Raw genomic sequence first — 25,694 nt, 5'->3', positions numbered from 1 at the left:
TTTTATCGAGCAAAATAACAACATACCCAAAAGAAAGCCTTACATAAAGAGAAAACTAGCTATTGTAAAAATATACCACAAAGGTTAAAGCGTTCTAAAATATTTTACGAAGTAAATATAGATAAAAATACATAGCTAGTTAATGCAATAAAACAGGCTTATAAAAATCGACCACAATGATAGAGTTAATAATATATCGATAAATTGCTGAACTTATTCCAATTCCCATAACAAGACTTGAGTTGTTAGTTATATATTTTTTATGTATTAAAGAATTCTCTCGTGAGAGCTCTTTAGTGCGCTGTAATTTATGGTAAATATATTAAAGTGCACTTTTATGCAAGATAAAGTGCCTATTTGTGCATGGTTAAATAGTACCTAGTTGTATAAGTTTTAATTAAGTTAGTTTCATAAGAGACTAAAACTTAACTGGGGGATACTATGAATATTATAAAAAATAAAACCTTTCAATTATCGAGTCTAGCGATTGCTTTAAATTTATCTGGTGCAGCTTATGCTGAAGAAACACAAAATCCAGAAGCTGTAAAAGTAAATCCAGGGCTTGAAGTTATTGAGGTAACAGCACAAAAACGCTCACAAAACTTACAGCATGTACCTATTGCAATACAGTCTTTTAATAGCGAAACGCTTAAATCAAAGGGAATAAGTACAGTAACCGATATTGCTGATTCAATTCCAAATGTTGAGCTTGATTACACGTCTGCTTTTAGTGGTTCAACACAAGTATTAGGAGCATTTATTCGAGGTATAGGGCAATCAGATTTTGCCTTTAACTTAGAGCCGGGTGTTGGTATGTATATTGACGGCGTTTTTTATGCTCGCGCTATTGGCTCTGTTGTTGATCTGCTTGATTTAGAGCATATTGAAGTATTGAAAGGCCCACAAGGGACGTTATTTGGTAGAAATACCATAGGTGGTGCTTTAAACATTGTAACACGTAGACCTGCAGACGAATTTCAATATACAGGTGAGGTAACTTTAGGTCGATTCGACCGAATGGATATTCGTGGTGCGGTAGATATTCCACTCACCGATAACTTATATTCTCAAATTTCTTTCTCATCTAAAAACCGTGATGGTTATCATCGCCGATTAAGTCATCCTGCTGCTATTAATTCAGATACAGGATTATTTTCATCAACGGGAGAAGAAAATTTTAACGGTCGTCAAGGTGGCGAAAACAACGATGTTGTTAGGGCTAAGCTTTATTGGGACGCTAGCTCAGATGTGAGTGTTTTACTTTCAGCTGATTTTACTAATGCAAATGAAGAGTCGGCCCCTAATACTTTAATTGATACGTTTACGGTTCCTGGTGGCACATTAGGTGATGCTTACAACGCTTGTATTAGCGGCGCTCCGGCACCATTTTGTAGTACTAATCGTGGCAGCTTACCCGCATTTGGACCAACCAATGCTGATGACGATCCAAATAACGATCGTATCCCTTATGATGATCGTTTTATTACTGACAACATTGATACAAGTTACGGTGGTGGTGCTAATTATTCTTTATTAGATTCTTGGGGGGCATCGGCGACTGTTGATTGGTCCTTAGAAGATAATCTAGATTTAAAAAGTATTACTGCTTATCGTGAGCTAGATAGCTTTTTTGGTTCAGATGTTGATGGTTCTCCATTAGCGATTAACGATACTTCTTTTGCTATGTCGCAAAAACAGTGGTCGCAAGAGCTACAATTAACAGGTTTGTCTTTTGATACCAACCTTGAATGGGTAGCAGGTGTTTATTACTTTCATGAAGAAGGCACATTAGACGACCATGTTGTTTTTGGTGAAGGTTTAGTTCAAGTTTTTGGCCCAAACGAGTTTGATAACGACGCTTATGCATTGTTTTTTCACACAAACTATCAAATTACAGATGCGTTAAGTGCCACAGTTGGTTTACGTTATACCTATGAAGATAAAACCTTTATTGGTGGGCAACGTGATTTAAATGACTTTGCTGGTCAAAACGGTTTTCCTGCACAGGGGTATTCAGATCCAAGTGATAGAACACTCTATTTTCCTACTACAACAAACAATCAAACTTTTTCTAACGTAACCTCAAAGTTAGGTCTTGAATACCGAGTGAATAACGACGTATTAACTTATGTATCGTACTCAGAAGGTTTTAAAAGTGGCGGTTGGACAACGCGTGTAACGGTACCAGTATTAGAAGCACCTGCTTTTAATGAGGAAACAGCCGTTACTTACGAAGTTGGTATGAAGTCTCAATGGTTAGATGACACCTTTAGATTTAATACCGCAATTTTTTCAACGGATTACGACGATTTACAAATTACCGTACAGCGTGGATTAACACCTTTTATTGAAAACGCAGGTAAATCAAAAATTGAAGGTATTGAAGCGGATTTTGTTTGGGTAGCTACAGAAAACTTAAGCTTTACTGGTGCCGTTGGTTTTATTGATGCGCAATACACTGAACTTGATGAAACAGCTGCAATTAAAAAAGGCTTTTTGTTTAACAACACACCAGAACAATCTGCAAGCTTATCTGCTGAGTACTTTTCGTACTTAGAGTCAGGCAGCACAATGAAATACTTCGTAGATTATTCATATACTAGTAAGCAAGCAAATGATGCTGAAAATACTCCTGAATTGATCACTGGCAGCTTAAGTACTGTTAATGCTTCATTAACGTTTAAGCCTGAGTCTGAACGATGGGATGTTTCTTTAGGTGTTAAAAACCTAACAGATGAACGTTATATAGTTTCAGGATTTAGACAGCCAGGCGCTGGCGTTATTGATGGTACATATTCTCGTCCTAGAGAGTGGTATTTAACCTTTAGATTCTATAGCGAATAAATTGTTCTAAGTATCTATCAAACATTTATATCTAAATATTGTATAGCGTTGCCTGCATAACACAGGCAACCATTTTCGGAGAATTATTATGAGTATTAAATTTAAAGCATCAGTGGTTCAAGCAGCACCTGTATTTATGGATTTAGATGGCTGTGTTGATAAAGCCATAGGTTTAATTGAAAGAGCATCTCAAGAAGGTGCCGACATTGTCGCCTTTGGAGAATGTTGGTTTCCGGGCTATCCGTGGTGGATTTGGTTATCGCCAACAGCACATAATGTGCAATATTTTCAGCAATATCATGAAAACAGCCTTGTTGTAGATGGCCCGCAATTTAAGCGTCTTGGTCAAGCTGCCAAAGATAACAATATTTTCTTATCTTTTGGTGCGAGTGAACGCGACCATGGTTCACTTTATATTGCTCAATTCTTATTTGATAACGAAGGTAATTTACTTAAAGGTAGAAGAAAATTAAAACCAACGCATATGGAACGTACCGTATATGGTGATGGTGACGGAAGTGATTTTGATGTAGTTGATACTGAACTAGGGCGCATAGGACAACTCGCGTGCTGGGAACATTTACAACCGTTAAGTAAATATGCAATGTTCAGTATGCATGAGCAAGTTCATATTGCAGCATGGCCTTCTTTTAGTACTTACCCGCAAGCTTATGCTTTAGGCGCAACAGCTAATAATGCCGCTTCTCAAGTATATGCATTAGAAGGGCAATGTTATGTTTTAGCGCCGTGCGGTGTTCTATCTCAAGAAATGTACGATGTACTGGTTACTACTGAAGAGCAAGCTGAATTAATTGGCGTAGGCGGAGGTTTTGCACAAATATATGGCCCTGATGGTAGCCCGTTATGTGAACCGCTTCCTGAAAATGAAGAGGGTCTACTCTTTGCTGAAATTGATTTAGGTGCTATTACTATTGCTAAGTCTTTTGCTGACCCTGTAGGACATTATTCAAGACCTGACGTAACACGATTATTATTTAATAAAACACGACAATTGCCAGTAGATGTTTTATCTCCTACAGATTTGGCTTCTCAGGAAGATGTTGTTATTGAAACTGATGACAATGTAGAAAAATAATATTGAATATTACATCTACGCTATTTTTTAAACATAATAAAAATAGCGTAGGTTGATTTAAAAACTATACTGATTTTAGTTAGAAAGCTTATGTTCAAAAAACATGTTTAAAAGCTCATATCTATATTAAGAGGAAAGCATTATGCCGCAACATAATATGCCTAAAAATTGGCAACCACCCGCTCCCGCATGGCAAGCTAATTGGGATAACAGCGAAGATCCTTTAGTTGTTGGTTATTTTGGAATACAGGCAGACTCGCCAAAGCTTTTAGATGCATGGGCTCAAACAGCTTTAGTCGGTAAATACGCACCCGATAAAATGGAACAAGGTACATATGTCGACAAAGCAGAAGTAAAAAATTATCTATATATTGCTTACTGGCGGCGCTCTGTTTATCAACAGTGGTTAACAGCCGATAACACAAGCGTGTGGTGGGCAAGTGATGAACGTCTTAACGAAGGTGTTGGTTACTGGCGAGAAATTATCGCCATGCCATTAGATCGACTTGAAACCTTAAACTCAAGTACTCAACCTCATGGGGTAAGTGCCGTTGCTGATGAATTAGAAGGCCCTATAGAAGAACATGGTTATGCAGGCGGTATGCGCGATAGGATTCCGCTTTCTGAAAACGACAAGTTACTCAGTAACCAAAAAATTAGCGCACTTAACGAGGGGTTAACCGTCGCTTCTCAAAAATTGAATAACGGCCAGCGTGTTATTGTTATTCCTCCTGAAAACACCTGTGTTATTCGTTCGGGCCAAAACTGGGGTGATTGCGTAGGTGAGCAAGCGTCTTTTTATTTAAAGCAAGTTCATCCCGTGTTATTAAAAGGTATGAAGTATTTACGCGATAACCCTATAGACACACAATGTTATTCAATGCGTTTTGTCGACACTAAAGCCAATAATTGGACTACCATCTCTCAAAGTTTCGGCTTAGGTTATGCGGCGGATATATATGCCTTTGAAAACTGGGCTAAAAGCCATCCAACACATTTAGCTATTTTAGACCGATTTATGAATATGGTGATGACTTTCGGTGAAAACCTGCAATTAAAGTTATGGCATGAAGTTGTTGTTCTTCCTAAAGAAGGTTGTGAATTTGAATACATTAATTGCCACAAAAATACAGGATTATTGAGCTACGCTTAAAAAAAGCGTATCTTAGGTGATACGCAACTTTTTGTATTATACCCGTAACCATTCAAGATACTCTGAAATAACCTATTGAGTGGTAACGGGGATAAAAGTAAACAAAAATAATAGAGGTATGAGTGATGGGGTTTTTCATCTCAGACGGTTACCGAAAAAACGCTCAAGATGTTGGTGATAAAAAACATCAATTTGAATACTGGAGCGATATTGTCTGTAATGAATTTGTTAAACTCGATTGTATTAAAAAGGACGATAATGCGGATCAACAGTTTTACGGTGAATTACGCGGTGGTGTAGGTATTGGTGATGTACGTTTTGCTGAGGTTATTTCAGACTCTCATCAAGTGGTACGTTCTAAACAGCAAATAAGTAAAACATCAGAAGCTGATTTTTTAATTAGCTTTCAACTGGCTCAGCAAGGCATTGTTAGGCAAAGTGGTAGAGAAGCCATTTTAACCCCAGGCTCTTTTGCAATGTACGATAGTACACAGCCATACTCTCTCTCGTTTAAAGAAAACTTTCATCAATTTATTGTACAGATGCCCAAAGATGTACTAAGCCGCCACCTAATGAACCCCGAGCAATATACCGCCATTCAAATGTCTGGCACCTCAGGCTTAGGTGCTGTTATGACCAACTTTATATTGTCGATGACCAAAGAGTTAAGCCACCTCGATCAAGCCTCAAACGAATTATCAAACAATATTATAAACATGATCGCAATGGCGTTTAGCTCGTCAGTTATGTTAGAGCAAGTAGGCAGTAACTCAGTAGTAAAAGAATCTTTAATAAATCGCATTCATCAATACATTGAAACTAACTTGTGTAACACCAATCTTAGTAACCAATCTATAGCAGCCTCTCAAGGCATTTCAATTCGCTACTTAAATAAACTTTTTGAAGAACAAACTGAAAGTGTACACAGTTTAGTGCTAGAGAAACGCTTAAATAGGGGCTTAAAACTACTACAGGATCCCTATTATTCAGGCCACAGCATTGAAACCATTGCTTATAATGTGGGCTTTTCAAGTGGGGCTCATTTCTCACGATGCTTTAAAAAACACTTCGGACAAAGCCCTAGTCAATTTAGGTAATTTATATAGTATGTCTGAATCATATTATTTAACGGTATTATTTAAGCATGCATAGTGTTGCTTATATTTTTCGTAAAATAATGATTATTGTGTATTTGGGGCTACCACAGAATCTAATTTTATTTAGTGTGTTGATTAAGTTTTAAAAGACTAAAAAAGAGTAATCATTGATTACTCTTTCTGCTAGCGCTTTAGTTGTGCTTCTAGCTTGGCAGCTATTGCGTTATTTCAGCGACTTTAAATTACCGAGTCCTACTTTAATCTGCTTTAGGAAAATCTATTTGATTTTCAGGCTTAGCGGCATCAAATGCAGGTAGTTTATTGCAGTTGTTATAAATAGCTAAAATATTAGGGTAGGGTGTCATATCAAGCTTAAAACGCAGAGCATTGTACACTTGCGGAATAAGGTATAAATCGACTAACGATACTGTGTCGCCTAAGCTATAAGGCGCAGCTTTAAGTTGACCTTCTAACGCGTTAAACCCTTTGTTTATCCAATGAAAATACCACTGCATTTTTTCATCTTCATTCACGTTTAGTGTTTGCGTTAAATATTTAAGCACACGTAAGTTATCGAGTGGGTGAATATCGCAGGCAATTAAATCGATCATGCTACGTACTTCTGCTGCTGCAAACGCGTCAGTAGGAACGAGTGGATGCTGCGGATACAGCGCTTCTATATATTGAATAATAGCGCCAGACTGGCTTAAAAACCGACCGTCGTCAGTTTCTAAACAGGGCACTAGGCCCTGAGGTTGTTTATCAGTATATGGGGCTTGTGTATGCTCACCAGTTAGTAAGTTTACCGGTACTAGCGTGTGTGCAGCGTCTTTTAAGTTTAATGCAATTCTTACACGGTAAGCCGCAGAAGAACGATGGTAGCTATAAAGTTTCATATATACACCTGTTCACTAGCTAACGTATTTGTTTGCGACAGCAGGAAGTACCGTACCTACCACCTCACCAAAACCAATTCTTACAGCGCCTTCACGTTGACATGAAGCGCGCATAATAATGGTATCACCGTCTTCTAAAAAGGTACGCTTTTCACCGTTTGGTAAACTAAACGCTTCTTTACCACCTTTACTTAACTCCAATAAAGAACCTGCTTCAGGCTCTGTTGGGCCCGATTGTGTACCTGAACCTAATAAGTCACCTGCGCGCATAGTACAACCGTTACTTGCATGGTGGGTTACTAGTTGTGCTGCGGTCCAATATGAGTGTTTAAAGTTAGACGTTGAAAGTTGAACCATAGGTTGGTTAGCATCACGCATTTTTTGTGTTTCAATGTAGCATTCAAGATCTATGTCTAAGTTACCTTGCGCTGAGTTTTTGTCAGAGCTTAAATAAGGCATAGGTGCAGGATCTGCTTCAGGGCGTGTGAACGAGTCGCGATACGGAGCAAGTGCTTCCATGGTTACAATCCACGGTGAAATAGTTGAGGCAAAGTTTTTCGCTAAAAACGGCCCTAAAGGTTGGTATTCCCACGCTTGAATATCGCGTGCAGACCAATCGTTAAAAACACATAAGCCGAATAAGTGATCTTCAGCATCGTCAATATCGATTTGCTCACCTAAGTGTGTTTCTTTACCAATAAATAAGCCCATTTCTAGTTCGTAATCTAAACGCTTACAGGGGGCAAAAATAGGTGCTTCCATATCAGGTGTTTTTGTTTGGCCAATAGGGCGATGAAATTCTTGGCCTGAAATATCGATAGTTGAGGAACGACCGTGGTAGCCAATAGGGATCCATTTATAGTTTGGTAATAATGGGTTGTCGGGTCTGAATAATTTACCTACTGAGGTTGCATGATGAATTGATGTGTAAAAATCAGTGTAATCACCAATAACACAAGGCATGCCGTATTCAATATTGGCTTGGTCAATTAAACAGTCAGCAATTTTATCTTGTAAATTTGAACCAGTTCTAAGGGCTTGAGACAAGGCTAATCGTAATGCTGAGTTTGCTTCTTTACCCATAGCCATTAAGGTATTTAATGTAGTTTCGCTACCAGCTTCTAGCGCTTGTTGAGCAAGCCCAGTAAAGATGTTTTTTTGCGCTAATGCCGCTAAATCTACAACTTTTGAACCTATAGCAACTGCGCCACGAGGTGCTTCATTACTCTCTTTAGGTTTAACAATAGCAAAAGGTAAGTTTTGAATAGGGAAATCGCTGTTTTCATTCGCACAGCTTACCCAGCTTGTTAAGTTTACGTCATGAGTTTCATTAATTTGTGTCATTATTTATTCCTATTATTGGGTATAAAGGCAAGATTATTTCTTACCATTAAAATGCTTTTTCATGTTGCCCCAGCAGGCTAAATAGTTTTCTTGTTTAGCGGGTGTGGTTAGGGCAAATTTTGTTGGTTCAATCACATAACGCGACTCGAACATAAAGGCTAATGTATTTTCGTATCGTTGCGGAGCAAGTTCTGCATTGCTGGCTTTTTCGAATACATCAGCTTCTGGACCATGGGGTGTCATGGTGTTATGTAAACTCATTCCTCCGGGCACAAAGCCTTTTTCTTTCGCGTCGTAAACACCTTCAATTAGTCCCATAAATTCACTCATAATATTACGGTGATACCAAGGTGGACGGAATGTGCCTTCTGCCACCATCCAACGAGGAGGAAAAATTACAAAGTCTACGTTGGCGACACCTTCTTCACCACTAGGTGAAGTAAGTACGGTAAATATTGAAGGATCGGGGTGATCAAAACTTACCGTATTCATTACATTAAAGCGCGATAAATCATATTTATAAGGTGCGCTAGTACCGACCCAAGCAACTACATTCAATGGTGAATGATCTAAAGCGGCTTGATGTAGCTCACCGCAAAACTTAGCAATAAGTTGGTAATCACCTTCTACGTCTTCAAACCATGCAGTAGGGTATTGAAAGTCGCGGTCGTTAGCATAACCATTTGCGCCTACAGGGCCACGTTCTGCTAAGCTCAGTGCATGGCCGTAGTTTTCACAAATGTAACCACGAATAGGGCCTTCAACAGGATCTATTTTAAAAGTGATACCACGTGGAATAACTAAAATTTCACCGGGTTTTACGTGCAAAATACCTAGTTCAGTATAGGCAATTAATTCACCTTGCTGAGGAACAAACAACATTTCGCCATCAGCACTGTAAAAAAAGCGATTACCCATGCCTTGGTTTGCGGTATAAACATGAATACCAATACCTGCTTGGCCTTTGGCATTACCGTTAGCAGCCATGGTCGTTAAACCATCAATAAAATCAGTTGGCTCAGTAGGTAGTGGTAAAGCGTCCCAACGCATTACATTGGGCGGGCATGTTACTTCAGTAATCGGCCCTGTTCTTAATAAACCTTTATCAATAGGAGCAAAGTCACCCATACTGATTGAAGGTTGAATTCGGTACATCCACGTTCTACGGTTTTCATTACGTGGTGCAGTAAATGCGGTACTACTAAATTGTTCAGCGTATAATCCATATGGACATTTTTGAGGATTAAATTGGCCAATAGGCAAAGCGCCCTCAAGTGCTTCTGACTCGTGCTCATTGCCAAAGCCGTTTGAATACTTAAGAGAATTAATATCTATCATTATTAGTCTCCTTTAATGTGGTTAATACCCTGTTAATGTAAACAAAAGAATGAGCGTGGTTCACTTTACTTCTCCTGCTATGGTTAAAGCTTCTTCCAGTATTGTTAAATCACCAATATGATTAGCTAATAATAAAATGAGTCGAGCATTTGCGCTTTCGCTTTGTTGGCGATCTAAATTTCTATGTAAATCTGTAAGTGACGCATAAAACGCATCAGGATCTGTAAAGTTTGCTTCTACATTTAGTTTCATTTTATTTCTCCAACTCAAAACCGAGTGCGGTTTGTATTGCACTACTTACTTGCACGTTTGATAAGCTTTTCCAACGACCCGTAATAATTTGATCGGGTCTAAATAGGTAAGTTGAACCTGGTGTTAAGTCGTAACGATCTAAAATGATATTTTTATGATCGATAATAATTTGATGCGCTATTGTTGTTTGAATTCTACTGTTTTTAGCTTCATCGTTATTACCGGTTACTAACAATAGTTTAAGGTCGTCTTGATGCGCGAGTAAATTAAGTTCGGCAATTAACTTTTCAGGTGTTTGTACATCAATGTTTACCATCAGTGTAAAGGTATTACCTAAGTAGTCGATTAGCCAACTTTCACGGTTATCAATAAGCAATGGCGCGTCTTTTGGTGCTGAGCCTAGTGTTAAATTGGTATTAAATGTTTCCACTTCAATACTATTTAATGGTGAGTCGTTGTAACTGCAAGGTAAAGAAAGGCGTCCACTGTTGACTAAGGTACGCGCAAAATTATAATTTTTTGCTAATTTTAAGGTTTCATCTCTAAAAATACGGCTGATTTCATTTTTAGGGGTAATAAAATCTGTTGAACGAGTAGAGTTCATAATGTTTTCATTAGCGGCGTGCTGACGTTCAGTATTGTAGGTTTCAAGTAAGGTGACAGGTGCTTTACCTTGTAAAACGCGTGCTAGTTTCCAACTTAAGTTGTCTACCGACTGAATACAGCCGTTTGCTCCACGTGCACCAAAAGGTGAAACCTGATGCGCTGCATCACCAACAAAAATAACGTTGTTATGAATAAAATGATCCATTTTACGGCATTGAAAGGTGTAAACGCTGGACCACTCAAGATCAAATTCAATACCTTCACCTAACATAGCTTCAATACGAGGCCTAACTACTTCTTCTTGCTTTTCAACATCAGGATCAGCATCCCAACCCAATTGTAAATCTATGCGCCATACGTCATCTGCTTGTCTGTGCAGTAAAGCTGATTGATTTTTATGAAAAGGAGGATCAAACCAAAACCAGCGTTCAGTAGGAAAGTCTGCTTTCATTACTACATCAGCAATTAAGAATCTGTCTTGAAAAACTTGGCCTTTACTTTCTAGCCCAAGCATCGTTCTAATTTTACTGTTTGCGCCATCAGCAGATAATACGTAATCACTTGTGATTGTGTATTCGCCATCGGGTGTGGCAACGGTTAAGGTATTTAGGTTTTTAGTAGACTCTATAGCAAGTACTTTGTTTTTCCAGCGTAAATCAATTTGAGGAAAATCCTGAGTGCGATCTACAAGGTATTCCTCAAAATAATACTGCTGTAAGTTAATAAAAGCAGGAAGCTGATGATGATCTTCGGCTAATAAATCAAAGTCGTATACCTGTTCACTTTGAAAAAATACTTTCCCTTTTTTCCACGTTATGCCCTTATCAACCATACGTTTGCCACAACCGTATCGATTCATAATTTCAAGGGTTCTTTTAGCGAAACAAATCGCACGAGAACCGACACTTACCGTATTGTTATCATCTAGCACCACACTCTTTATACCTTGCAATGCAAGATCTATTGATAGGGCTAATCCTCCAGGTCCAGCACCAATAATAACCACCGGATGGTGCGCTGGTGTTGCTGTGTTTTGGTCCGCACTTTTCCTATAAGGGTAAATAGGATTTGTATATGTGTTTTGCATTTTAAATCGCCTCTAGTAAGACTGTTTATTAATCAACTATATTCTCAAGTGAGACTATTGTACAGTTTTTTATTTTAATCTATTGTCATTTTACTGTTGTTTTATGGGTTTTTAAGTACTCTTTCTTAGGTGGTTATAAATAAATGGTTTCACATAAGAGTTATTGTGTGTTAACTTTGTTGCGTTGAATTAAATTAATTAGAGGTATTTATTATGGCTAGCAAACCTTTTGCGTCATCTGCCGATTTAGGCGTTAAAACTGAAACTCTTGAAGTATTGGCTGATGGGGTTTACGCCTTAACAGCAGAAGGGGATCCAAATGTAGGGGCAATAGAAGCAGAAGACTTTATTATTGCTTTTGAAGCTCGCGCAACACCAAAAGCTGCAAACGATTGGCTTGAGATGTTGAGAAAACATACCAACAAACCTGTTAAGTATTTAGTATTGTCTCATTATCATGCTGTTCGTGTTTTAGGTGCTTCAGCATTTGGCGCAGAATCTATCATTGCTCATGATAATACTAAGGTGTTAATTGACGAGCGCGGTAAACAAGATTGGGCGAGTGAATTTGGTAGAATGCCTCGTTTATTCAGAGAACCAGAAGGTATTCCAGGTTTAACGCAAGTTGACATTACTTTTAATAATAAAATTGAAATTCCATTAGGGGGCGATAGAGGCTCTTTAATTTTAGAATATTGTGGTCGTGGTCATACGGCTGGCGATATTGTTGCTTGGTTGCCTAAGCATAAAATCTTATTTGCTGGCGACTTAGTTGAAGCTGCCGCTGCACTTTACACTGGCGATGCGTTCCATTTTGATTGGGCAAAAGAAACATTAGATAAAGTTAAGTCTTACCGTGCTGAAACACTTGTAGGTGGTCGTGGAGCTGTTGCTCGTGGTATTGAAAATGTTGACGCGGCTATTGAACAAACGCGTGGCTTTTTAAATGGCATGATTGAAAAAGTCACTGAGGTTCACAAACGTGGTGGTACAGTTAAAGAAGCGTTTGAAGAAACTCGTGATCTATTAGCGCCTAAGTTTGGCATGTGGCCTATATTTGAACATTGTTTACCGTTTGATGTTCAGCGTTTATGGGACGAATGTGACGGTATAGATTGGCCTCGCATTTGGACTGATGAGCGTGATCAAGAAGTATGGAATAAATTACAAGATTAGTTTTTACTTCCTTGGTTATACGTGGCTATATAGCTGCGTATATACCCGTTACCAATCAAGGTGTGTATTTTAAAGCGCTTCTTCGATGGGTTTAAAAACAATTTATGGGGCTTATTAACTTTAGTCAGGTTCCTACATGTATGTAGACCTTAGATTTTGTTTGGAACGTAAAATCTGTGCTTAAATTGTTTTTAGTTCGCACTGAAACCTGCATCTTGAATGGTTACGGGTATAATCACTTTTTTCCATCATTATATAAATATGCTGTGGCTAGTTGTGTATTTGATACTAGCGACAATGATAACAAATCAACTTTATATACAAACGATAATGTAATTACCCTTCAGCTTTCGTATAATGATTTTTAATTAGAAAATCAAAACCGATGGAGACAGCATGGCAACAAGTCCTAGAGCTGTAATGTTAAATCTTTTTGTGCCATATCGTATGGTAAACCTAGCGACAAACATTAGTAATGCCTGCTCAAAAATTTATAAAAATGATTTTGATTTAACTATTCCTGAGTGGCGTATTCTTGCTCGTTTAGCTGAACACGATAAGTTGAATGCAAAAGATGTGGGCGAAGTTACCTTTATGGATAAATCAAAAGTATCTAGAGCCGTAAAGGTACTTGAAGAAAAAGACTACATATTAAGAACAAAAGACACTAACGATAATCGCGCTAATTATCTTTCTTTAAAAGAAGAAGGGCGTGAAATGTACAAAAAAATAGCCCCCAAAGCGTTAGATTGGGAAAAACAATTAATTAGTGTTTTAGATGCTAGTGAATACCGAGATTTAATGAGAATACTTGAAAAGTTAGACAAGCAAGTTGTGATCATGGAATCAGAAGAAGCTAACAAAGCTTAAATTTAAAAATAAGCAGACCCTCATATCAACGGAAGCCGAAATGAACGTAACATTAAAACAAATTAGAGCTTTCGTCACCGTTGCAAAAAGCAGTAGTTTTGCTGAAGCGTGTGAAATTCTTCATTTGTCTCAACCCGCTTTAAGTATTTCTATTAAAAATTTAGAGTCTACCGTTGGTGGCCCTTTATTTATTAGATCAACTCGCAGCGTTTCTTTAACGCCTGAAGGGGAAGATTTTTTTCCGGTAGCCAAAAATTTATTAATTAACTGGGACGATGCTTTTAGCGACTTAGGAAATTTGTTCTCGTTAAATAGAGGTAAATTAACACTGGCGGCTATGCCTTCTTTTGCCAGCAGTGAATTGCCAGCCCAATTACAAAAATTTAAAGCAAGCTTTCCAAAAATTAATATAAAAGTACATGACGTAATCGCCGAAGACGCTGTAAATATGGTACGCAATGGGCAAGTAGAATTAGCGTTAACTTTTGATCCTGACGAAGCTGATTATTTGCATTTTGAGCCACTGTTTACCGATAACTTTATCATTGCACTTCCACAAGAACACCCGTTATTAAAGCACGATATTATTACGTGGCAAATGGTGTCGCAATACCCTTTTATAACGCTACAGCGCCCGTCGAGTATCAGGCAATTAATTGAAACATCATTAAGTGATGAGAATATTGATTTAAATATAGAGTTTGAAGCAAATCAGCTTGCCACTATTGGGCAAATGGTATCTATTAACTTAGGTATTAGTGCTATGCCGTCTTTATGTAGAACACATTTACAAGCGCAAGGCGTGGTTTGTAGGCCGTTAACATCACCACCCATTAGCCGTAGAGTCGGTATTGTTACCCGTACGCGTTATCCTCTTTCAAGTGCAGCTAAAGCTTTTATCGACATTATAAAAAACGAGTACCATTCTCGAAAAGTCTAAAATTTGTAACTCATTGTAAGTATTTACATTTTATTAACGTTTGAATGTTTCTTTGTAATAAAATTGACATAAATATTTTATAAAGTGTGCAAAAGCCTTCGCCTTGAAAACTTACTTTGAAAAAGCAATTACAAACAATTATTGAAAATGAGCAATTAACGGCTTTATTTCAACCTATTTATAACACTAAAGAAACAGCTGTATATGGATATGAAGCGCTTATTCGAGGACCGTCTGATAGCCCGTTACATAGCCCGCAAGCTTTATTTGATGAAGCCGTAAATCATGGACTTTTATCAGAACTTGAATTGGTTTGTAGGCGCATATCTATTGCGCGTTTTGTAGAGTTACAGCTTAAAGGGAAGTTGTTTTTAAATGTTAGTCCTATGGTGTTTTTACAGTCAGATCATCCACAGGCTGTTACCTTATCTTATTTAAAAGAACATAACTTATCGCCAGAGCAAGTGGTTATTGAACTAAGCGAGAAATACCCGATTGATGCATCAGATCTTCTACAAACGGCGCTATTGCATTATCGTAACTTAGGCTTTCAAATAGCGGTTGACGATTTGGGAGCAGGGTATGCGGGACTTAAACTTTGGTCAGAAGTTAAACCCGATTATGTAAAAATAGATCGGTATTTTATTAATCAGTGTGATCAAGACCCAATAAAAAGAGAGTTTATAAAAAGCATTCTCAACTTGGGGCAAAGTATTAACGCTAAAGTAGTAGCAGAAGGTATTGAAACCCAAGGCGAGTTTGAACAATTAGAAGAGTTAGGTTTGTCTATTTACCAAGGCTTTTTATTTGCAAGGCCTGCGTTATATCCTCCGTTAGAGCTACCGGTAATATTGAAAAATAGGCAGCGTTCGCAACTTTACCCTGTTCATTTCGAACAAGTTGCTAGCTCGTTATTACAAAATTTAACTCCTTTGTCTCATAACGAATTAACAAAAAATGTTGTTGAATATCTTCATAAAAATCCAAAAATAAATTCAATTCCTGTGGTTAAAGATCATAAGCCTATTGGAATGATCCTACGGGATCACATTCTAGAACTGTTTTCTACACCCTATGGTCGAGCGTTAAATGAGAAGAAACCGGTTGTAGAAACAATGCTGAAAAATCCAGTCATTGTTGATGTAGATGCAAGGTTAGACGAAGTCGCTCAAATGGTGACTTCTGAACATAATGAGAAATTACTATGGCACTTTATTTTAACGCAAAAAGATAAATACATAGGTATTGGCTCTGTTCGTGATTTATTGCGACAACTTACGCAGTTGCAATTACAGCATGCTAGGTACGCTAACCCATTAAGTTTACTACCAGGTAACGTACCTATTTATAGACATGTAGATAAATTAATTTCTTGTAAACAAAATTTTCACTTTGCTTATTTTGATCTAAATAATTTCAAGCCTTATAACGACCAATACGGTTATGCTAAAGGCGACCAAATTATTCAGTTAGTGGCTAATCTTGTGCAGCTGCATTGCCAAGGACCTGATTTTGTTGGTCATATTGGTGGTGACGACTTTGTTGCTGTATTTCAAGGAAAACACTGGAGAAGCAGCTGTGAAAAAATACTTGAAGATTTTGATCAGCAAATAAAGCAGTATTACACCCAAGAACATCTACTCGCCGGGGGGATTAAATCTCAATCTAGAACAGGCGAATTACAGTTTTATCCTTTATTGAGTTTAGCGGTTGGAATTGTAGAGCCTAACCTCGATTTATGTTTATCGCACCACGACATCGCTGAAATGGCAACTGCTGCTAAAAAGCAAGCCAAACAAGCAACTCACTCATCTATTTTTGTGTGTCAGCGCGGTGCTCCTTCTTACAGGATAAGAGAAAATCAGAAAAAGAAAGTGCTAGAAAGTGTATTGTAATTTCTTTCACAAAAAATAAACCTATTTGAATAATACATTAATAGGTTTATTTACCTCTAAGTTTACAGCTAAATCTAGTCTACTCTTACAACTAAAATATACTTTTATTATTGTCTCTGATATAACAGCAGCGTTATCGGTTGTTACAGCAGGCCTATTGAAAAATATATTTTCGTTAGACTATAGTTATGTTTCTATTTCGGTATGCTTATTAGCAACCATTGCAGCGGTATTAATATCGGGTAAATATCGTTTGTTAGAGCGTATAGCCACTTTTTTTTGTTGTGTTATTTACTGTATTTACTTTTGCTGCTGTTTTTATGATCGCACCTGATTTTGTATGGCAAAGTGCTCAATATATACCAGAATTAAGTTTTGATACGACTCAAGTACTTTTTTTAATTGCGTTAATTGGTTGGATGCCCACAGCCGTTGGCATCTCTATTTTTCAATCATTATGGGTAAATGCAAAGTCAAAAGAATTAGGTCGAAGAGTAACCATGGCTGAAGCCCGTTTTGACTTTAATTTTGGTTACTTTTTAACAAGTATTCTGTCTATTTGTTTTTTATTTTTAGGTGCAGCCTTACTTTATAACAGCGGTACAGAAATGCCCTCTAGCGCGGCTGGCTTTGCTTCAATGTTAATTACTATGTTTGCTAGTGCAATCGGCGATTGGGTTATTCCTCTCATATCAGCTGCGGCAATAGCGGTAATGACCTCGTCATTAATGACAGTCTTAGATGGTTATCCCCGTGCTTTTCAGGCAATGCAAAAAATTATATCGCCTAATTCGGCTGAAGATAATCGATACTATTATGCGACATTATTGGTACAAATTTTAGGTGCGATATTACTGATTATATTTTTATTAAAGTCTTTCAGAACCTTTATCGATCTTCCCATTAGCATCTCTTTTTTAACGGCACCATTAATTGCTTGGTTAAATCATAGAGCTATGTATGGTGATGAAGTAGCTGAAAAAGATAGGCCAACTAAAGCCATGAGAATATGGAGTATAGCGAGTATTGTTATACTAGCGGTAACTAGCCAAGTTTATATTTATTACAACTTTTTCTTAGAATAGATAAAGTAAAGGAGGTTTTTTTATAGTTAGCTCGCCTTGACATATTATGTCTTAAGTTGATAGGGTAGAGTTAATTAACCCGAATTTGGGGTTATTAATAAATACAAGGATAAAAATATGGAAATAATTTTTGAGTATGTTTTAACTGTACCTTTCGCGATATTAATATTTATTATTATTACCTTAAAGTCGTCAATAAAATTTGTTCCTCAAAATAGAGCTTGGGTTATTGAACGTTTTGGTAAGTATCAATCAACTAAGGTTGCAGGGTTAAACTTTATCATTCCTTTTATCGATCAAATTTCTGCAAACCGTTCATTAAAAGAGCAGGCTTACGATATTCCAGGGCAATCTGCTATCACTAAAGATAATATTTCTTTGCATGTTGACGGTGTTTTATATTTTCGTGTGTTAGACCCATATAAAGCCACTTACGGCGTCGAAGATTATGTGTTTGCCGTAACCCAAATTGCGCAAACCACTATGCGTTCCGAAATAGGTAAAATAGATTTAGATAAAACCTTTGAAGAGCGAGATATGCTTAATAGCCGCATTGTTACTTCTATTAACGAAGCCGCAGCTGTATGGGGTGTTGCTGTTTTACGTTACGAAATTAAAGACATTACGCCACCACAATCTATTATGCATGCGATGGAATCTCAAATGAAAGCTGAACGAGAGCGTCGCGCTAAAATACTTGAGTCGGAAGGTGAAAAACAAGCAGCTATTAATATTGCGGAAGGTGAAAAGCAAGCACAAGTACTGGCTGCTGAAGCTGAAAAACAAGAGCAAATATTAAAATCAGAAGGTGAAGCTAAAGCAATTATTGCCGTGGCAGACGCACAAGCTGGCGCATTAAAAGTGGTAGGTGAAGCAGCCTCAACTGAACAAGGGCAAAAAGCGGTTCAACTCGACTTAGCCACTAAAGCCATTGCTGCCAAAGCAGCCATTGCCAAAGAGTCGAGCATTGTTTTATTACCCGACAGCGCAACTGAAGCAAGCTCACTCGTTGCACAAGCAACCACCATTATAAGTGCACTAAATGGGAGTAAATAACAATGAATGAGTGGCTTACACAATATTTAGCTGAAACCATTGTTGCTATTGGACTGTTATTATTAACCATTGAAGTGGTTATTTTGGGGTTTGCTACTTTTATACTGTTTTTTATGGGCTTAGCCATGGTTTTGACTGGTACCGCAATTTGGTTAGATATATTACCCCATAGTTATAACAGCGTATTAATGTCTACCGCTTTGATCACTGCAATACTAGCTTTTAGTTTGTGGAAACCTTTAAAGCGTATGCAAGGCGATACCGAAAGCAAAGAAGTAGACAGCGATTTTGTGGGCGAATGTTTTATAGCAGAGCAAGCTGTTAGCTTACGAGAAAATCCTGATTATAAATTTTCAGGCATTATGTGGAAGCTGAAATCTGAACAAGAAATTGAGGCAAACACTGAAGTCAAAATAATCAAGGCAGAAGTGGGTACGTTGTGGGTAACGCCTGTAACTAAACACAACGCAGTGTGCTAAATTAATTAAGTTAAAGCATAAGAGCCTGTAATACTTGTTATTACAGGCTTTTTTTTATTTGTTAAACTTTAATAAAAATTAGTGTAAGTTGATCTACTCTATAAAATCATACGTAATGTACTGTATATTAGTGGAAATTTTTAAGTTATTTCAACGGTCTTTTGATAGCGAGAATAACTTAATAATAACGACAAAAATGGAAGTAAATAAAATAAATACCATGAGTTTATTTATCTTATGTTAGTAGTTGACGAACTCGCTAAACAAGCGATCAAGCTACTACAAATCTATATTGAGCATTTAGGCTTTAAACCCTTAATTCATTTTGAATTAGAAGGATGTTTTCAGTCATCAAATAAGCATTCGCAACCGTTAGATTATGCTACTTTAAACAAGCAACTTGCTGCTTTAAATATTGATGGGCAGTTGATCCCTGAATATTGGTCAAATCAATGGGAATATATTTCTTTGTTTAACGGTCAATCTCCTCTGAAAGAAGCTGATAATTTATCTTGTGCCATTAAAAAAATTCCGACGTTATTTGCATTGCAAGGGATCAAACATACGTTAATTAAACCCGTTGTATGGTCTGGCGATTCAGGTAAGTTGGCATTAGGCAGCAAAGATATTTTTACAAACGAACAACGAGCCGTACATATTCCCAACGCGATTCAAATGAATATTAGTGCGCTTGATGATAGAGGTAAAAATATTATTCCTTATCATGGCTTTGGTGAATATTTACAGCAGTGTTTTTTGCATTCAAGTTTATCTTGTTGTTTATTATATATGCCTGAAGAAGAGGCTTTTGAGCGTTTAAAATTAAAAGATAAGTATGGCCTTGCTCAAGAGTTATGTTCTCCAATTGATCTATCGGGTGGGCATCAAGGCAGTATTGCGCTGTATAAAAAGGTAGGCAAACATAATCAACCGATGGGTGAAGAACCTTTATTGTACGACCATAACAATAAGGTAATGGTTTCAACCTCTGATTGGGAAAAAACAGCGCGAATAGAACACCGTTTAGGAGCTTCAAGTGTTTATTATAATGCTTATACTAATGTTGTCTTTGGGTTACTTAATTTAATTGAAGCATTAGAACAGTATACTCATAACGCATGCGCTAAAGAGCAAAATAATAATACTCAAGGGCAATTACCTGAATCTTTATACGACAAAGGGAATAAACAAGGTGCCATTAGCTTATTTATGGAGAGTAGTTGGTTTAATACTTCTTTAAATAAAATAGAGCTGAAAGTGAACCAAATATTTCCTGATACGTATAAAGTAACAGAAGCATTAGGTGATAAATTAAAGTTAGCGATAGTACAAACCTATCAGCAAGCTATTATCCTTGAAAAATAACGATATAAAAATAATCAAAATTTAAACAAACATAAGTTAATTTATGAATATACCTCTAACGCAATTTAAAACTCCGTTACTTGATGGTAGCTCCATTGAAAGTAAGCGCGAAGAAATTAAGCTATATTTCCAAAATACTTGGCAAACTTACGAGTCGTTGTTTTCTCAAATTAATAACGATGAAGCCTATTTTTCAAAGCCTGAGCGTCTTAGGCATCCTTTAATTTTTTATTATGGGCATACGGCTACTTTCTTCATTAACAAGCTTATTTTAGGTAAATATATTCATAAACGACTGAATCAGCATATCGAGTCTGTATGTGCTGTGGGTGTTGATGAAATGAGTTGGGATGATTTAAATACTGCAAATTATCAATGGCCAACCGTTGAAGAAGTTAAGGATTATCGTGCTTCGGTTTATTCATTAATGCTAAACCTTATTGATACCATGGAGCTAACGCTTCCTATTCAACAAAACTCATTAGCTTGGGTAGTGTTAATGGGGTGTGAGCACGAGCGTATTCATCTTGAAACCTCTTCCGTTATTATGAGAATGCTACCGCTAGCCGATTTAACACAGACGGCCGAATGGTCGCCTTGCGAGGTTTTTGATCAAGCTCCTCTCAATCAGTTAATACCCGTAGCAGGAAAACAGCTAACTTTAGGTAAGAAAGATGAAGATAAAACCTACGGTTGGGATAACGAATACGGTGAGCTATCTGTTGATGTAGATGATTTTAGCGCGTCTAAATTTTTAGTTACTAACCAAGAGTTTCTTGAATTTGTGCAAGCGCAAGGTTATCAAAAAACACAATATTGGACTGAAGAAGGTCAGCATTGGTTGTCATTTAAAAAACCGACCATGCCTGTGTTTTGGCTTGTTGAAAACGGTGAATACTTCCAACGTAATTTATCTTCAATTATACCTTTACCATTAAATTGGCCTGTTGAAGTTAACTATTTAGAAGCAAAAGCATTTTGTAACTGGAAGAGCGAGCAAACCGCTAAACATATTCGATTACCAACAGAAGCTGAATGGTATTGTCTACGAGAAGATTTACCTGAAGACACCACGAGCGATAAAGTATCAGGTAATGTAAATTTAGCGTCTTTTGCTTCTTCTTGTCCGGTAAATTATTTTGAAAATAACCAAAGCGAGTTTTACGATATTGTTGGTAATGTGTGGCAGTGGACAGAATCAGCAATAGATGGCTTTAACGGCTTTAAAGTGCATCCGTTATACGATGATTTTTCAACACCTACGTTTGATGGAAAACACAATTTAATTAAAGGTGGATCTTGGATCTCAACAGGTAACGAAGCTATCAAATCATCTCGCTATGCGTTTAGACGGCACTTTTTTCAACATGCTGGCTTTAGATACATAGAAAGTGAACATAAAGCTATTCCAACGTCAGATGTTAATATTTACGAAACGGATACAGCAGTTTGCCAGCAGCTTGAAAGTCATTATGGTAAAGCGTATTTAAACTTTACTAATTACCCTAAAGCTTTAGCCAATGCAGTCATTGACTCTGTTGCTCAATACACTAATAAATCAGCAGATAACCTTAATAAATGTTTAGATTTAGGTTGTAGCGTAGGTCGAACGTCTTTTGAACTTTCAGCCGTATTTAAACAGGTAGATGGTGTCGATTTTTCAGCTCGTTATATACAGCATGGTGTACAGTTACAAAATAACCGTAGCGTGCGTTACACCTTGAAGAACGAAGGCGACATTGTTGAATTTAAAGAAACATCACTCGCGGAACTCGCGCTTGAAACCTCAGCCGAAAATGTGCACTTTAGCCAAGGCGATGCCGCTAATTTAAAAGCTAAGTATTCACAATATGATGTGATTTTAGCGCAAAACGTTTTAGAACAAAGTTACGACCCCGCGCTTTTCTTATCAAAAATTCATGAACGCCTGAATGAAAAAGGCTTCTTGATGGTCGCGTCAAACTACAACTTTAATGAAAACATTACGGCTAAAAATAAGTGGATTGGTGGCCTTAAAGTGAATGGCGAAAATGTAACAGGCTTTGATGGTTTAGCCGAACATTTAGCACCCCATTTTACTTTACTTGCCGATAAAGATATTCCTCGAGTGTTATTAAATAATTGCAGAGAATATCTGGTATCCAACATTCATTTTACTGTGTGGCAAAAAAAGTAATGTATTGAGGACTTAAGTAAAACGTGTAGTAAAAATAACTGTTTTAATATACAGTTATTTTTATTTGTTACAAAAGGAGTTTATTTACATGATTACTTTATATAGTTTTGGCCCCGCTTTCGGTGTTATGGACGCAAGCCCGTTTGTTGTGAAGGTTGATTTGTATTTACGAATTGCCAAGCTAGATTACCAAGTTAAAAGTGGTATAAATAACTTAAAAAAATCACCTAAAGGTAAACTCCCTTTTATTGAAGATGATAACCAAACCATTGGTGATTCAGCTTTTATTATTGACCACCTCAATAATAAGTACGCGATAAATATCGACGAGTCTTTAACCCCTGAGCAAAAAGCAACGGCTTATTTATTAACAAAGTCGTTAGACGAAAACCTATATTGGTGTTTAGTGTATTCACGCTGGGCTGATGATAAAACATGGCCTATTTGCAAAGAGACTTTTTTTGCGGGTATTCCTTTTCCAATCAACAATATTGCTGCTGGCGTTATTCGTAAAAAAACCATTAAAAAATTAGACTCTCAAGGTATTGCACGCCACAGTCGTACAGAAGTGTTATCTATCACAGATCAATCTTTAGCCGCGTTATCTAACCTATTAGGTGATAAGGATTATTTCTTTGGTGAGTCTATAGCAAGTTTTGATGTAACGGCTTATTCAATTCTTTGCCAATTTTTATTAGTCGACTATTCAAGTGACTTTAATTTATTAGCTAAAAAATATGATAACTTAGTGGGTTATTGCGCACGTATTCAAAGTCACTATTATTCAACTAAATAAATAGTCACTTTATTCGTTAATATGTGTTTTTCGCTATTTATAAATAAGGCATATTTTTGCAGTTACTTTCTAATTTAAAACAGGTTTTTGGTTTTGATGGCTTTCGAGAAGGGCAAGAGCAAACCATTAGGCAATTAATTGATGGGCAATCGTCTCTTGCTATATTTCCTACAGGTTCAGGCAAGTCGCTTTGTTATCAACTAAGCGCCTTGCACTTGCCTCATTTAACCTTAGTGGTATCGCCGTTATTAGCGTTAATTAAAGATCAACTCACCTTTTTAGAAGCTAAAGGTATTCCTGCTGCTAGCATTGACTCATCTCTAAGTGCTGAACAGCATCAACAAGTTATTCAAAACGTAAAAGCAGGTAACATTAAAATATTAATGGTGTCGGTAGAGCGTTTTAAAAACGAAAGATTTAGGCGTTTTATCTCATCGGTAGCTATTTCACAGCTAGTGGTTGATGAAGCTCATTGTATTTCAGAATGGGGTCATAACTTTCGCCCCGATTACCTCAAATTACCTGCTTATAAAAACGAATTAAACATACCGCAAGTATTGTTACTTACGGCAACCGCCACCGCAAAAGTAAAAAAAGACATGGCGGCTAAGTTTGACATTCAATCACAACACATAGTGCAAACAGGTTTTTACCGAGCCAACTTAAATTTATCGGTTGTACCGGTTGCTCAGCAACATAAAAACCAAGAACTGCTTAATACCATTAATCAGCAAAGTGGTTGCGGTATTGTGTATGTTACCTTGCAGCAAACTACTGAAGTTGTTGCGCAATACCTGCAACAGCAAGGTATTAATGCTCAAGCGTATCATGCGGGTTTTGCTGACGATAAAAAACAAGATATTCAACAACGTTTTATGAGTGGTAATATTCCCGTAATGGTCGCCACTATTGCTTTTGGTATGGGGATTGATAAATCAGATATTCGTTTTGTAGTGCATTACGACTTACCTAAATCTATCGAAAACTATAGCCAAGAAATAGGAAGAGCAGGGCGAGACGGACAACAATCAAATTGTATTACCCTAGCTAATTTAGACAGCTTACATACTCTTGAAAATTTTGTTTATGGCGACACACCAACGCTAAATAGTATTGAGATACTGCTCGAGAATATTAAAAAAGAAAGTCAGCACAACCAATGGGAAGTGCAAATAACAGGTCTTTCTAACGACACTAATATTCGTCAACTACCGTTAAAAACCTTACTTGTACAATTAGAGCTAATGGGAATAATAACGCCTAAACACGCTTACTTTGCTGAATTTAAATATAAATTTTTAGCGAAAGAAAATGACATTGTAGCCATGTTTGAAGGAGAACGAAAAACCTTTTTACAAGCGGTTTTTGCTAATACACAGTTTAAAAAAATATGGGGCGAGCCTGACTTTCTCTCGCTACAACAGCAATATCAATGTGAGCGATCTCGCGTAGTAACCGCTTTAGATTATTTACATGAGAAAAAATTAATCGAACTACAAACTAAAAAGATGACAGAAGTGTATCAAGTAGTTCCACAGCAACTTAATTCACCTGACTTAGCGCAACAAGTTTTTGTGTACTTTACTGAAAAAGAACAAAGCGAAATTAATCGCATAGCCGCACTCATTCGATTTTTTGAATTAGACCGTTGTTTAAGTAAAAATTTATCGCTGTATTTTGACGACAAACAAAGCCCTGAAAACTGTAATCATTGCTCTGTGTGTATAGGCAAAGTCGCAAAATTAGCATATTCATCAACACCACAGTGGCCAGACGACAAAACCATAAACGATGCTTGTGTACAGTTAACTGAGCACTTAAAAGCTGCTGGCATAGTCGATTTACCTATCAGCATTTATTGCCAATTTTTAGTGGGGTTAACCGTCCCTATGTTTACGAAACAAAAAGTGAAAAAGCTATCAGGCTTTGCAATGTGTGAAACGCTGAAATACGGAGAGGTGAAAGGAAAAGTGCAAGCGTTGATGGGGAGTTAGGTGAGGTTATAGGGTTTGTTGTGGCTGAGTTAATTTGGCCACAACATTATGGATAAACCCTCTAAATAAGTATTCCTTAATAGTAGTAATAAGCTTATAGCGGCTGTTGATTTATCATCATATGATGTTAACTATTGCCACATTGCGGA

At 37.2% G+C, this 25,694-nt stretch carries 20 protein-coding genes; 15 read left to right on the top strand and 5 right to left on the bottom strand.

Annotated features, from left to right (window positions below; all coding sequences use genetic code 11):
- Nucleotides 1-441: 441 nt before the first annotated feature.
- The 4 genes from B0X80_RS10940 to B0X80_RS10925 all read left to right on the top strand — a co-directional run bounded on the left by B0X80_RS10940 (nt 442) and on the right by B0X80_RS10925 (nt 6,190).
- Nucleotides 442-2,844, top strand: coding sequence for a TonB-dependent receptor (locus tag B0X80_RS10940; protein ID WP_077340240.1), 2,403 nt, complete (start codon nt 442-444; stop codon nt 2,842-2,844).
- A gap of 88 nt (nt 2,845-2,932) precedes the next feature.
- Nucleotides 2,933-3,940, top strand: coding sequence for a carbon-nitrogen hydrolase family protein (locus B0X80_RS10935; protein ID WP_077340238.1), 1,008 nt, complete (start codon nt 2,933-2,935; stop codon nt 3,938-3,940).
- A gap of 142 nt (nt 3,941-4,082) precedes the next feature.
- Entirely contained in the window at nt 4,083-5,093 is a 1,011-nt protein-coding gene (locus B0X80_RS10930) for a phenylacetaldoxime dehydratase family protein (RefSeq protein WP_077340236.1), read from the top strand.
- A gap of 125 nt (nt 5,094-5,218) precedes the next feature.
- Nucleotides 5,219-6,190 (top strand): AraC-like ligand-binding domain-containing protein, encoded by a 972-nt coding sequence (locus B0X80_RS10925; RefSeq protein WP_077340234.1) that lies wholly within the window; start codon nt 5,219-5,221, stop codon nt 6,188-6,190.
- Nucleotides 6,191-6,447: 257 nt separating this feature from the next.
- On the opposite strand, the gene maiA is transcribed toward B0X80_RS10925, so the two are convergent.
- The 5 genes from maiA to B0X80_RS10900 are packed head-to-tail and all read right to left on the bottom strand — an operon-like array spanning nt 6,448 to nt 11,713.
- Nucleotides 6,448-7,086, bottom strand: a complete 639-nt coding sequence (gene maiA / locus B0X80_RS10920) for a maleylacetoacetate isomerase (RefSeq protein WP_077340232.1) — start codon at nt 7,084-7,086, stop codon at nt 6,448-6,450.
- Between the two features lie 15 nt (nt 7,087-7,101).
- The gene (gene fahA / locus B0X80_RS10915) at nt 7,102-8,430 is read right to left on the bottom strand and encodes a fumarylacetoacetase (protein ID WP_077340230.1); all 1,329 of its coding nucleotides are present in this window, start codon (nt 8,428-8,430) and stop codon (nt 7,102-7,104) included.
- A gap of 33 nt (nt 8,431-8,463) precedes the next feature.
- Nucleotides 8,464-9,768 carry a homogentisate 1,2-dioxygenase gene (gene hmgA / locus B0X80_RS10910; protein WP_077340228.1) on the bottom strand — a complete coding sequence of 435 codons (1,305 nt, stop codon included), beginning with the start codon at nt 9,766-9,768 and terminating at the stop codon, nt 8,464-8,466.
- 60 nt (nt 9,769-9,828) lie between these two features.
- On the bottom strand, nt 9,829-10,020 hold the full coding sequence (locus tag B0X80_RS10905) for a DUF2783 domain-containing protein (protein ID WP_077340226.1): 192 nt from the start codon (nt 10,018-10,020) through the stop codon (nt 9,829-9,831).
- 1 nt (nt 10,021) lies between these two features.
- Nucleotides 10,022-11,713: an FAD-dependent oxidoreductase gene (locus B0X80_RS10900; RefSeq protein WP_077340224.1), complete on the bottom strand. Its 1,692-nt coding sequence runs from the start codon at nt 11,711-11,713 to the stop codon at nt 10,022-10,024.
- A 213-nt stretch (nt 11,714-11,926) separates the two neighbouring features.
- On the opposite strand from B0X80_RS10900, the gene B0X80_RS10895 reads away from it, so the two are divergent.
- The 11 genes from B0X80_RS10895 (at nt 11,927) to B0X80_RS10845 (ending at nt 25,545) form a co-directional block, all read left to right on the top strand.
- On the top strand, nt 11,927-12,889 hold the full coding sequence (locus B0X80_RS10895) for an MBL fold metallo-hydrolase (RefSeq protein WP_077340222.1): 963 nt from the start codon (nt 11,927-11,929) through the stop codon (nt 12,887-12,889).
- A 396-nt stretch (nt 12,890-13,285) separates the two neighbouring features.
- Nucleotides 13,286-13,759, top strand: a complete 474-nt coding sequence (locus B0X80_RS10890; RefSeq protein WP_077340221.1) for a MarR family winged helix-turn-helix transcriptional regulator — start codon at nt 13,286-13,288, stop codon at nt 13,757-13,759.
- 40 nt (nt 13,760-13,799) lie between these two features.
- Nucleotides 13,800-14,699, top strand: coding sequence for a LysR family transcriptional regulator (locus B0X80_RS10885; RefSeq protein WP_077340220.1), 900 nt, complete (start codon nt 13,800-13,802; stop codon nt 14,697-14,699).
- A gap of 116 nt (nt 14,700-14,815) precedes the next feature.
- The gene (locus B0X80_RS10880; protein ID WP_077340219.1) at nt 14,816-16,594 is read left to right on the top strand and encodes a GGDEF domain-containing protein; all 1,779 of its coding nucleotides are present in this window, start codon (nt 14,816-14,818) and stop codon (nt 16,592-16,594) included.
- Between the two features lie 320 nt (nt 16,595-16,914).
- A complete protein-coding gene (locus tag B0X80_RS10875; RefSeq protein WP_139345311.1) occupies nt 16,915-17,679 on the top strand; it encodes a cation-translocating P-type ATPase in 765 nt (254 codons plus the stop codon).
- 117 nt (nt 17,680-17,796) lie between these two features.
- Complete coding sequence (locus B0X80_RS10870; protein WP_077340217.1) at nt 17,797-18,735, top strand: SPFH domain-containing protein; 939 nt, start codon at nt 17,797-17,799, stop codon at nt 18,733-18,735.
- A gap of 2 nt (nt 18,736-18,737) precedes the next feature.
- On the top strand, nt 18,738-19,214 hold the full coding sequence (locus B0X80_RS10865; protein ID WP_077340216.1) for an NfeD family protein: 477 nt from the start codon (nt 18,738-18,740) through the stop codon (nt 19,212-19,214).
- A 237-nt stretch (nt 19,215-19,451) separates the two neighbouring features.
- The gene (locus tag B0X80_RS10860; protein ID WP_077340215.1) at nt 19,452-20,579 is read left to right on the top strand and encodes a hypothetical protein; all 1,128 of its coding nucleotides are present in this window, start codon (nt 19,452-19,454) and stop codon (nt 20,577-20,579) included.
- Nucleotides 20,580-20,622: 43 nt separating this feature from the next.
- On the top strand, nt 20,623-22,755 hold the full coding sequence (ovoA, locus tag B0X80_RS10855) for a 5-histidylcysteine sulfoxide synthase (protein WP_077340214.1): 2,133 nt from the start codon (nt 20,623-20,625) through the stop codon (nt 22,753-22,755).
- Nucleotides 22,756-22,843: 88 nt separating this feature from the next.
- Nucleotides 22,844-23,551, top strand: coding sequence for a glutathione S-transferase family protein (locus B0X80_RS10850; protein ID WP_077340213.1), 708 nt, complete (start codon nt 22,844-22,846; stop codon nt 23,549-23,551).
- Nucleotides 23,552-23,607: 56 nt separating this feature from the next.
- Entirely contained in the window at nt 23,608-25,545 is a 1,938-nt protein-coding gene (locus B0X80_RS10845) for a RecQ family ATP-dependent DNA helicase (RefSeq protein WP_425439713.1), read from the top strand.
- Nucleotides 25,546-25,694 lie beyond the last annotated feature (149 nt).

This window comes from Pseudocolwellia agarivorans (genome assembly GCF_002000085.1).
Classification (GTDB): domain Bacteria; phylum Pseudomonadota; class Gammaproteobacteria; order Enterobacterales; family Alteromonadaceae; genus Pseudocolwellia; species Pseudocolwellia agarivorans.
This window is presented reverse-complemented; position numbering and strand designations above follow the sequence as displayed.